The following is a 12,626-nucleotide window of genomic DNA, read 5'->3' on the forward strand; positions in this document are numbered from 1 at the left end:
GGAATGTACAAATGATAAAAAGATTAACAAAAGCAACATCTTTATTAGTAGCAGCAGCAGCAGTTATTTCAATAATACCTGCAAGCGCAGCTACAGCTACTACTAACCTAGAAACAAAAGAAGGAACTATTGAAAAAGCTATAGCTTTCGATGGCGGAAAATATCTTTTTGAAGGATATAGAAGTGATGATGATCAAAGTGGGCTCTACTATTATGGTGGCGATAAAGACAAGCTGATAGAAGACATAAATATAGATAGCATGGATAAATATGGCGATAAATATGCTAGCGTAAAAGACGGAAACGATGAATACTTAGTTGACTTGTCAACAGGCAAAGAAGTAGATGATACTGTATCAGATAATACAGATTATGTAAAAACTAGACTTAAAACAACTTTAAGTAAAACTGATAGATATTCTACTATAAGCTCATTTGGAAATAATGATCTTACTCAAATTTCTTCAAACCAATTTGGGGAAACTTGGTATGCATATGAAGCAACTACAAGTGGATCAGCTAAATTGCATGGTTATGCAAATAATTCTGGAAAGTATATTGATACAGATGTTACAGCAAACATCTACGTTAACAACGGCACAAAAACAATAAAGGTTGAAAAATTTGATGAAGCAGATTCAGGAAATAATATTGTTGTAAGTATAGACCGTACTGCTAGTGTTAAAGAAATTGGCCAAGATAAAGATAATATCTACAGATTAGTAACTGTTAATATCACAGGAGCTGTAAATAAGACTGGTGCAACTTATATCCAAAAGATATCTAAAGCGCAAGGAGATAAGGAAGGTAAAGCATATATTCCAAAAGATGTAACATCATATGAAGTAACTTCTTTATACAAATCAGAAGATGCTGATAATGCTGATGCAGCTATCAAAGCTGCAGATACATCATTTAGAGTGGTGAATGGAACTATTTATGCTATTAAAAATGATGGAGAAAAAGTTACTGTAAATACTATTAAATTAAAGAAAGATAAATCTACATTAGATACCGCAATTGTTGAAGCTAATAAAGCCACTAAATTCGATGTTTACTTAGCAGAAAAAGGTGCTAAAGACGATCAAGATATCGCTTCAAGCGCTGCAGTATCAGAAGATGTTGACGGAAATGTTTGGGCGTTAAATAACGGAAAAATTTATAAATTTGACGGTTCAGACTTCCAAGTTGTTTACACAGTTGATAGATCATTTGATACTTTAGAAGTATACAATTCAGACAATTTAATCGCTTGGAAAGATGGAGATGACGGTTATGCTACAGTTAGCAAAGCTACTACAACTCCAGTTGATCCAACTCCAGTTACAAATAAAGGATGGGTTAATACAGCTTCAGGTTGGACATTCTATAATACTGATGGAACTCAAGTAAAAGGACAATGGGTTCAAGATGGTGGAGTTTGGTACTACATTAAAGCTGATGGTGTAATGGCTACTGGTTGGACTAAGGATGGATCAACTTGGTACTACTTACAATCATCAGGAGCTATGAAAACAGGTTGGTTAAATGACAACGGAACTTGGTACTACTTAAATGGATCAGGAGCTATGGCTACTGGTTGGTTAAATGATAATGGCACTTGGTACTACTTAAACGGATCAGGAGCTATGTTAGCTAATACAACTGTTGATGGATACAAATTAGGTGCATCAGGAGCTTGGATCAGATAATCTCTAACTTAAAGCTGGGGCATTGCCCCCATTCTTTAAATTAATGCAGTTCATATGATTAAATTTAATATTAATAATTTTAATTATTAACTGCTAATAAAATTTGGATATTTAAACTTTTATTAAATAATAGTACGTTCTTTTAAATATTTTCCTAGATTTATTAATAATAAGGCTATCTTAATTACAATTATAAGATAGCCTCTTTTTTTAGCAAAGTATTTAGCTTTTCCACTTCATTAGTAATTATTCCGTCCACACCTACACTTATAACTTTTTTCATATCTGCTACATTATTTACTGTATAAGTGTTAATTTTTATTCCTGACTCTTTTATTTCTTTCATATAATCTTGATTTAGCACACTAGGAAAGTATGGATGATAACAATCTACTGAAATACTCCTTAAATATTTAGGGACATTGACAAGTATTGTTTCTGTTAGAGCACCTAGAACTATCCCCTTACTGCCTTCAAGTTCTTTTACTTTTAGCAAGCTGCTATGGTTAAAACTCGAAATTATAATCCTATCTCTTAAATCAAATTCATCTATCATATCTAAAACTTTCTTTTCTAATCCATTATACTCAATTACACTATTCTTAAGTTCTAAATTTAATATTTTCAAATCCGAATTAGCAACTAACTCTAATAATTCCCTTAGAGCTGGTATTTCTTCACCACATCTATTTTTTAGATATTCAACTTCGCTTGCCGAATATTCTCCTATCCTCGACTCACCAAATTTCCCATTATTTTCAACCCCCAAGCGTACTCTCTCTTCTAGAGCATCATCTTTTAAAGCCTGAACTCTTGGTACACTCTTAGTTCTAAATATTCTAAGTTCATCAAAAGTATAGTCCTTTACAAATCCGTGCCCATTAGTGGTCCTATCTAAAGTTTCATCATGAATTATAACTGGTATTCCATCTTTAGAAAGTTGAACATCAGCTTCAATACCATCCGCATTATACTCGATAGCCTTCTTAAAAGCCAAAATAGTATTTTCATCAAACTTTCCACTATAACCTCTGTGAGCAATATTTAAAGTTCCCAAAATTAATTCCCCCTTAAAAAGCTAATCAAATCATCAACGTTTACATAAAATTCGCCACGCTTTACTTATATACACATTTTACACTAACTTCAATTATATTACTACAATAAATGCTTCATTTATTGTAGTCGCATTATTCTTTACTTAGAATTAAGGAAAAAACCTTCTAGAAGATAACTTAATACTTCTAGAAGGTTTTTTTAATACTTTATTTTTATTGTCCACTTATAGTTATTACAGCGCTACCAACGATACCTGATTTGTCATTAGCAGTTGCTTTAACAGTAACAGTTCCGTTAGCTACTGCAGTAAGCTTTCCAGTGGAACTTATAGTCGCTTCACCTGTAGCCCCATTTACAACTGACCATGTCACAGATTGATTTGTTGCAGTATTTGGTACAACTAATTTAGTCATTTGCAAGGTTCCACCTTTTGTTTTTATTTCATTTAAACCATTCGCTCCTGATACTAAAATAGATGTTACTTTTACAGAATCATCAGTATTGGAGCTATTGTTCTTTTCCCATTGTGCGTATAAAGTTATATTTTCTTTTACCTTTATTCTATCATTATATTCATAACTTGTACCGTCACCATCGCTCTTAGTATTCCATTCTACAAAACTATATCCACTCTTAGTCGGTTTATATAAAGTGATCATAGTATCTTCATCCACAGTTTTTGTATTAAGTAATTCCTCATCAGAACTTTCAGCATCTGGATCTTTAAACTTAACTTTATACTGTTTTTTAGCTGGATTCAAACCATCTGTAGGAATACTATTTGACATATTTCCATCTTCGCTTACTATTTGACTTGGAATATAAGGAATAGAATTATTACCATAATAATCAAATCCCTTATTCGGAATCGGATAATCACTTCCTATACAGGCACCATTATCTCCAAAGTTATATATCTTTCCGTTTATAATATTAGTTCCTTTTTGTAGTGCCCCGTTTGATGAAAATAAATAGATCTTTCCTTCAATTTGAATTACTCCAGTTTGCATTGCCCCACTCAAGTCTGCATAATACCAGTCACCATTGCTAGATATCCATCCTGTTCTCATTAATCCATAAGAATCAAAGAAATACCAAGTGCCTCCAATTTGTCTCCATCCTGTTGCATAGGTATATCCCTCCATATAAGTCCAATTTCCATCATAATTTTGAAGCCATTCAGCTGACACACGCATTGGCTTTAATGTAACTAAAGTTGAAACAGCAATACATAAAGCAATTAGTCCCCCCGAAAATTTATACTTCATTTCAAGTCCTCCCTATCTGTTAATTTATCTGAGGTTTAGCCATTATAATTTTCCATATCTCCATACAGAAAATATATATAGTTGTATATTCAACATCCGTAATTATATTTTTACACCCAATTTCATAAATTTAACTCAGATCCAGTTATAATGCTCAAATCCAACTCAAATTTATTTTTAACTTGAATGGTCAAACCATAGTGGTATAATTTGACCATTCTTACTTAGAATTGAGTAATGATCAATTAAATTCTATGTTATTGTTATATATGCAGTTCCATATTTTCCAGATCCATCATTTGCTGTTGCTGTTACTATAACAGTTCCTGCTGATACTGCTGTTAATTTACCAGTATTATCAATTCCTGCATGAATAGGTTCTGTAGAATTAAAATTAGTTACTGACCAAGTTACTGTTTTGTTAGTAGCTGTAGCAGGCAATACATTAGCATTCATTTGCAATGTATTACCTGATGTTATCTTATTACTAGAAGAAGTAACTGTAATTCCTGTTACATTTACAATTTGTCCACTTATTGTTATAATCTCTGATCCACTAATTGAATTTCCATCAGAAGTAACTCCATTTACCTTTACTTTGACTGTTCCATTAGCCATCGCATGTAACGTTCCGTCCGCATCAATTGTTGCCTTTCCTGTCATTGTTGTTCCTGTATCACCCGCCTGCTCAACAGACCACATTACTCCTGAAGGCGTTGTAGTTGCATTACTTGGTGTAACTGTTGTTTTCATCTGAAGAATTCCTTTATCCGTTGTTATTTGGTTGGTTTCAATTGATCCATTGCCAGAAAAAGCTTTTACTGTATAGCCCGTTGCCCGAACAACTTGGCCACTTATATTTATGACACATGTTCCAAAAACACCTGATCCGTCATTGGTAGTTGCTTTTACCCTAACTGTTCCATTTTCTACTGCTGTTAGTAATCCGCTGGAGCTAATTGTTGCCTTTCCTGTCATATCTGTTCCAACGTCGCCCGCTTGTTCAACAGACCAAGTTATATTCTTATTAGTTGCTTCATCAACATTTTTTATAATTGCATTCATTTGTAAAGTTCCTGCATTAGAAGTTATTTTATCATTACTACCTGCTGGTGAACTTACAGTAATTCCTGTAATTTTAACTGGTGCAATAATTGTTATCTTCTTACTTCCAACAATTCCGGTTCCATCTGTTGCAGTAGCTATTACATTAACATCTCCCAATGATTTTCCTACTAAAATTCCTGAAGAATTTATTGTCGCTGTTCCACTACTTCCAGGTATACTATCAACTGACCATTTCACTGTCTTATATGTTGCATTATCTGGAAATATATTTGCACTCATCTGTAAAGATCCATCAACTACTAATTGAGAAGCATTTCCGGCAGAATTCACTTCTAATCCATTTGCTTCTACAAATTGTCCACTTAAGTTTATAGTCTTAGTTCCAATTATCTTTGGGTAATCCACAGAAGTTGCTTTCACTGTAACTGTTCCATTTGTAACTGCATGTAAAGTTCCATCAGAATCAATTGTCGCAGTCCCTGTTCCACTACTAACTGACCAAGTTACTTTTTGAGATGTTGCATTACTTGGTACTACAGTTGCCATCATCTTTAGAATTCCATTGTCTGTTGTTATTGAAGATGCACCATCCTCTCCATTTACCGCTATACTTGAAACTGGTATTACAGTATTTTGATTACTTAATATTACAGTTGCACTTCCAACAATTCCAGATCCATCTTTTGCTGTTGCTATTACATTAACCTCACCATTTGATATTGCTTTTAGTAGACCAGTACTATCGATTGTTGCACTTCCTGTTTTATTTTCAACAGACCATACAACTGATTTATTACTAGCATTGACTGGTAATATATCTGCATTCATTTGCAAAGTTCCACCATTAATTCCTATTGTCTTGGCCCCATTCTCTCCACTGACTGTAATTTTAGTGACTTTAATACTTTGGTTACTTATAGTTATAACTTTAGTTCCAGTAATTGAGGATCCATCTCTAGATTTTGCTTTCACTGTAACTGTTCCATCCGCAACTGCTGTCAAAAGTCCTGTTGAATTAATTGTTGCTTTTCCTGTCATTGTTGTTCCTGCATCACCTGCCTGTTCAACGGACCATATCACTGATTTATTGCTTGCAGTGGTTGGAATAACTGTTGCACTCATTTGTAAAGTTCCACCATCAGCTGTTATTGTATCAGCATTATTTTTTCCAATTATCAAAATATCAGATACTGGTATTGATGTAGATTGTCCAGTTATTGTTATAGTTGTGCTTCCAACAATGCCTGATCCATCTTTTGCTGTTGCTTTAACTGTTACTATCCCATTAGATACTGCCGTTACTAGTCCTGAATCACTTATTTTTGCACTTCCAGTTTTATCTTCAACTGACCATGTTACATCCTGATTGCTAGCATCAGACGGCAATACCTTAGTTGTCATTTGTAACGTACCACTATTGGTTGTTATTTGAGAAAGTCCTGTTGTAGTTCCTACTGTAATTCCACTTACAGGTACTGCTACTTCTGTTGTACCAACTGTCACCTCTTTTGTTCCACTTACCTTTGAACCATCTTTTGCAGTAGCTTTCACTGTTACTGTTCCATTGGAAACTCCAGTCAATACTCCATTACTGTCAATTGTCGCTTTTCCTGTTCCATTAATAACAGACCATGTTACACTTGTATCAGTAGCATCACTTGGTGATATTTCTGCTGTCATTTGAGTAGTCTTATTTACAACAACATTTGAGTTTCCTTTTATAGTTATTCCATCTACATATATTGAATTATCATCTTTCCACTGAGCATATAATATAATATCATCTTTTACCTTTATTGTATCATCTGCACTATAACTTTTGCCTGACCCATTGCTCTTGGTATTCCATCCATAGAATCTGTAACCTTCTTTAGTTGGTTTATCTAAGTCAACTGATTTCCCATATTTTATAGTCTTTGTTTTAATCTCTTCTCCATTAGAATCTTTGAATTGAACTTTAAAGCTTCTTCCTTCATTTGGATCATCATTAGATTCAGTTTTATCTACTACAACTTCATTAAATTTTGAATCTGTTGGAGAAGCCACATTATTATCAGTATCTTTCAGGACTTGAATACATTGCCCTGACCCATCGAATTCTTTATCAGGCGTTGGCACCTTATTTCCTACTACTATGCCATCTGGGCCAATTGTATAAAATTCACCATCAATGACTGTATTACTAGTTTTCATAATTCCATTACTATCTAATATGTATATATTCCCAGATACATTGATAATCCCTGTTTGTATAACACCATTTGAATCAGCATAATACCAGTTTTTATTATAATTAATCCATCCTGTCTTTAATGCTCCATTACTTTGTAAAAAATACCACGAATCCCCTGCTTTAATCCATCCTGTTTGCATTCTTCCATTCTCATCAAAGTAATATAACTGTCCGTCAATTCTTTTCCATCCAGTCATCTTCTGATTATCCTGCATATAATACAAATTTCCTTGATAATCATTTGCCCACTCAGCTGAAGCTTTAGATGGATTTAATGTGAATACTGTAGTTGCAACCATCACTCCAGAAATTATCTTATTTATAAATTTACGTTTCATCAAATGTCCCCCTATAGCATATTCTCTTAACCTTATTTTCCATTAATAGAGTTACCAACTTAATATATTCCTCTTTAATATTATCGTTATATACTTCATCAACTATATAGATATGGTACCATATTCTCCTAAAATAATCATCTCAATATACCTATAAAAGTAAATTAACCTAATAAAATGCTTGTACTAATTAATAATATCAGCATCTTATTAGGTTACATTATAATATTGCATTTTATTATCTTAAGAATTTAGTACTCCATCTGAACCAAACACATATTTTGTTCCATCTATATATCTCGATCCTGTTACCATTTCCCCATTAATACTAAAATAATAGTTTTTACCATCAACAGCTACCCATTCATTTTTCTTCATTACACCCGTACCTTCACCTAAGTAATACCAATTATTCTTAGAATAAATCCATCCTGTTTTCATTGAGCCATCATCATTTGAATAATACCAATTCCCATTAGCTCTAAACCAACCTGTCTGCATTTCTCCTGATGTATTCTTAAAATAGTACCAATCACTACCCAAGTTAAGCCAATCAATAGCTGCCTGTCCACTATCCTTTAAATAATACCATTTCCCATTAGAAGATTTCCAAGTTGAAGTTAACATTGATCCATCACTATTAAAATAATACCAATACTCATCAACCTTAAACCAGTCCTTTACCATCTTCCCATCAGCTTTTAAGTAATAATATTTACCATTGTTATTAACCCACTCCATCTTTTTAACGGCTCCATCTTCACCAACATAATACCAATCATCACCATCTTGTACCCATTGGTTAAACAGTTCATAGCCTTTTTTCTTATCGAAGTAACACTTCTTACCATCTACAATCTGCCAACCTGTTTCCATGGCTCCATCAATTCTATTAAAATAATATGTTTTTCCATTTATCTTTTGTACCCCTTTTAAACCGACTCCGTCTTTATCATAATAGTATATATATCCATCATGTTTTCCCCAGCCTTTATCATTATCATACCTATCAAACACTTTATCCCAAGCATCATCAACATCATTATTCTTATCTTTAAGAGCATCAGTAAGATCATCTAATGAGTCATTTATGTCATTTATCCCATCACTTATTCCATCTATAGTTTTATCAAATTCATTTTTACCTTTATCTATCACGCCGCCAATTTGAGTATTTATATCTGGAATCATATTGTATGTCCCACTTTTTATCATTCCCTTTATATTATCTCCAGCATTACTTAAATTAACCCCATCAATCATTTTATCTAATAAATTCTTTTCGTAATCTCCAACTACAACAGCATATTTATAACTTTTATTGGCTTTAATATCACCGTTTTTAGTTAATGATAAGCTTAAAACAGAAAATTTAGTTCCATCTATATCCAAGGGAAAACTCAAGCTGCCGTTCAAATTAGTAACACCATTAAAATCAATAATATTTAAATCTTTGCTTATTTTATCTGCTTCCCCTTGTTTTGCCTTTAACATATTATAAATTGGATTATTAATTACATATACCTTGTTGTTTACAGAATCAATAACATTGATACTCATCCCATCCCCGATAACTTTAGAACCATTACCCAAATTAATTGCTTTTGAATAAGCCGTTGTACCTGACGATGGATCAAATGTTAATGATGGAATTATAGCAGCGCTACTGTAAGATGCATTTCTAACATTAGCACTATAAGTATTTACACAATATGCTCCATTTCCTACCACAGTATTAACTATTGATCCTACTAATCCCTTTACCACAAAAGCCTGAGCTATAACATCATCTGAATTATTTTTCCCAGTATACTGATATATCGAGATATTCTGAAATCTACTCTTAATAGCATTTGGTAATGCTGCTTGTAAGTTTTTCTCCACTATAGGTTCGATTAAATTTTTAAGCGTTTCCTCTGGTATAGTACCTCCTGTAGCTGATTCTGCATTTGATACAACTGCATTTATTATTGGATCTTTCAAAACCTCATAAACTTGCGTTGAAATTTCTTCAACTAACGAACCAGAAAGATTGTACGATAACTTGCCACACTCCTCATTATCAATTGACTTTGCTCCTTTGCTGCTAAACATCAATTTTACTCCATTTTCTAACTGAGGGTTTATAGTTGTGTTTTCAGCCATTCCTATAAGAGTATCTCCATCCGGAACCATTGCTCCTATATCAGTTCCAGAAAGGGCTATATTATTACTTTGTGGATCTAAATTTATTTTCGAAATATCATTAGTCTCCGCTTTAACAGGAATACTAAAAACACTATTTGGTATTGTAGCTATAACACTTGTCCCAACTAATATAAGTGCTAATATTCCATTAATTCTTCTTATCATGCCAATCGCCTCCAAAATATCTATATATATTATATCATTTATACTGATGAGTTTAAATATTCTAACAATATATAGTTATTTTAACGTACTTCATACAATATGAGATACACTAAAAGCAACTAACTATATAATTCTTCAGACAAATATATTTACAAATTAAATTATGACAATTTATATAAAAATAGCTATATAGTGATATAAAAAATTATATCTATGATGCAGCTACTCTAAAACTCCTCAATTAATTAATTTATTTTTTCTTAATATATATTCTGTATTAATAACTTTATATTTCTATCTTTAGCAAGATAAGTGTTTCAACTGAGACTAAAAAATATATATGCTGTAATAATAAATCTACATTTAAAATCCTAGTGCGATAAACTTTCAATTAAGACTAGAATGTAGAAATTCAATTGCAACATATATAATCTTTTATTATTAATTTACAATACCTATAGATATGAACACTTTCATAGATCTCCTTCCAGTTCCAATAAATCTATGAACCTTTTTACAAGGTGAGGATCAAATTGAGTTCCCGAACATCTTTTTAACTCTTCAATGATATAATCTTTACTAAAAGCATCTTTATAAACTCTTTTATGAGACATTACATCATAGGAATCGACTATATTTATTATTCTTGAAAGCAGTGGTATTTCTTCCCCTTTTAGTTTATTAGGGTACCCCGTACCATCATACCTTTCATGATGGGCTAATATTTTACTTGCAATATGAGCCAACTCTGGAGTTGACAATGCAATCCTATAACCTATATCACAATGTGTTTTCATAATCTTCCACTCTTCATCCGTTAATTTAGACGGCTTCATAAGTATATGCTCAGGTATTCCGATTTTTCCTATATCATGTAAGGAAGATAATATTTCCAATTCATCTAGTTTTTCTTTTGGTAATCCTATACTCTTGCCTAATTTTACACTTAAATTTTTAATTCTTATAGTATGTTCTTCTGTCTCACTATGTTTTTCATGCAAAGTTCTCAAAAGCGAATTTATTGCGGCACTCCTGGCACTTTTATTCTCCATAAGTTTATTTCTATACATTCTTTTTTCTGCTAATCCCATTATAGCTTCAGTACCAGATTCTTCTTCATAGGATCCTGCACTTCCCCAAGCAATACTTATTTTGAAATGGAATTCTGTTTCATTTTCACATTTTTCTCTTATTCTATCAATCAAATTTGTTATATAATCTCTATTTTTATTTTTAACCAAAATAACGAATTCATCCCCGCCCCACCTAGATATTATATCGTCACTGGCACAATTCTCTTTAAGTATTTTACCTACAAGATGGAGTAGTTTATCTCCTTCTGAGTGTCCTAAAGCATCATTAGTTAATTTTAATCCATTAAGATCTCCCATTATGATATGATAGCTGATATCTTTACTATTATCTATACACTCAAACAATTTTTCCATATACGCCCTGTTTTTTAAATGTGTCAGCTTGTCTGTATAACTAAGAAATAATATTTCACCGTTTGCTGAATTAATTCTTTCAAGCATTTTATTAACTTCATTAGCTAACTTATAAACTTCATCTTTTCCATTCATATCAATAGTTAGTGTCATATCTTTTGTTCTTCCAACCTTTTCTATGAATTTAGTTAATTTTGTGATCCTCTTAAATACATATCTGTCAAAACTTAGAGTGTAGAAAACCATAACTATAGCTATTAAGCATAAAAACTGAAAAATAAAATTTCTTAAAAAATGATTTATCTGTTCATCACTATGATTGGCATCAACTATTGTAACTTGAATAGAATCTTCTCCATTAATATCCTTAATTGTTTTATCAGCTTCAAAATCCTTTTTATTGTAACTTATTATACTATCCTCTAGGTAAATGTAAGATATATCTTTATCCCTCTTATATTTATCTTGAAATGCTTCTGACAAATTAAAACTTACGGAAGATACCTTTTCTGTATACTGTAATAACTTCTTATCAATTTCACGAACCATTATTAAGAATCCATTACTCTCTGCATGCTTATCAGATGGTGTTATAGGTAATATTCCAACCATGTATACCTTGCCCCTCAAAGATGTTAAGCCAGTCTTTCCAGATCCTGTTTTATCAAAGTTCTTATTAGATATCGTTAACTTATTCATAATATCCTTACTAAATTCTGCTTCTACATCGTTTTCTTTTGAATAAATTATGTTCTTATTGCTGTTTAGAAATATCATACTCTTCAAATTTAAATTATTTAGTGTGTCTGATTGTAAATTTGATTCTATGTATTCTTTTCTATTATCATTCATAAAATTATATGTATCATCCCATTGTCCCCAATCAATGAGTACCGTCTCCATATTCTCCTCTTCGCTTTTCAATATATACTCTACAATATCAAAATCTCTTTTTATGCGTTGCTCTTGTTCTTTATTTATATAACCAAAATAGGATAAATGAAATATTAAAATAGTTACTCCAATTACTGATAAAATGCTTAAAAGTCCTATTAAAAGCGTCTTATATTTAATACTCATAGTAATTCCCCCACCCCTATTTAATAAAAAATATATAAATTAACTTATTTAATCCAATTGAAAACATATTTAAATTATACAATATTAGT

General features: G+C 32.0%; 6 protein-coding genes. 1 reads left to right on the forward strand and 5 read right to left on the reverse strand.

Translation table 11 applies throughout. The features are described from left to right. The first annotated feature begins 11 nt into the window (after positions 1-11). Positions 12-1,691, forward strand: a complete 1,680-nt coding sequence (locus T483_RS0100785; RefSeq protein ID WP_026885092.1) for an N-acetylmuramoyl-L-alanine amidase family protein — start codon at positions 12-14, stop codon at positions 1,689-1,691. 190 nt (positions 1,692-1,881) lie between these two features. Here the strand turns inward: T483_RS0100785 and T483_RS0100790 are convergent, their stop codons facing one another. From T483_RS0100790 to T483_RS0100810, 5 genes are all read right to left on the reverse strand, one after another. After that, on the reverse strand, positions 1,882-2,748 hold the full coding sequence (locus T483_RS0100790) for a glycerophosphodiester phosphodiesterase (protein ID WP_035789915.1): 867 nt from the start codon (positions 2,746-2,748) through the stop codon (positions 1,882-1,884). A 214-nt stretch (positions 2,749-2,962) separates the two neighbouring features. Beyond that, entirely contained in the window at positions 2,963-4,018 is a 1,056-nt protein-coding gene (locus T483_RS0100795) for an InlB B-repeat-containing protein (RefSeq protein WP_026885094.1), read from the reverse strand. 252 nt (positions 4,019-4,270) lie between these two features. Next, positions 4,271-7,657 carry an Ig-like domain-containing protein gene (locus T483_RS28605; protein WP_051560255.1) on the reverse strand — a complete coding sequence of 1,129 codons (3,387 nt, stop codon included), beginning with the start codon at positions 7,655-7,657 and terminating at the stop codon, positions 4,271-4,273. A 243-nt stretch (positions 7,658-7,900) separates the two neighbouring features. After that, a complete protein-coding gene (locus T483_RS0100805; protein ID WP_026885095.1) occupies positions 7,901-10,009 on the reverse strand; it encodes an N-acetylmuramoyl-L-alanine amidase family protein in 2,109 nt (702 codons plus the stop codon). Between the two features lie 473 nt (positions 10,010-10,482). Further along, positions 10,483-12,537, reverse strand: a complete 2,055-nt coding sequence (locus tag T483_RS0100810; protein ID WP_026885096.1) for an HD domain-containing phosphohydrolase — start codon at positions 12,535-12,537, stop codon at positions 10,483-10,485. Positions 12,538-12,626: the final 89 nt, after the last annotated feature.

The organism is Clostridium beijerinckii HUN142 (assembly GCF_000621745.1).
GTDB classification, from domain to species: Bacteria; Bacillota; Clostridia; order Clostridiales; family Clostridiaceae; genus Clostridium; species Clostridium beijerinckii_A.

Excerpts from the sequence above, each read along its gene's own strand:
- T483_RS0100795 (WP_026885094.1), bottom strand. The coding sequence starts at position 4,018 with ATGAAGTATAAATTTTCGGGGGGACTAATTGCTTTATGTATTGCTGTT.
- T483_RS0100805 (WP_026885095.1), bottom strand. The coding sequence starts at position 10,009 with ATGATAAGAAGAATTAATGGAATATTAGCACTTATATTAGTTGGGACA.
- T483_RS0100785 (WP_026885092.1), top strand. The coding sequence starts at position 12 with ATGATAAAAAGATTAACAAAAGCAACATCTTTATTAGTAGCAGCAGCA.
- T483_RS0100810 (WP_026885096.1), bottom strand. The coding sequence starts at position 12,537 with ATGAGTATTAAATATAAGACGCTTTTAATAGGACTTTTAAGCATTTTA.
- T483_RS28605 (WP_051560255.1), bottom strand. The coding sequence starts at position 7,657 with ATGAAACGTAAATTTATAAATAAGATAATTTCTGGAGTGATGGTTGCA.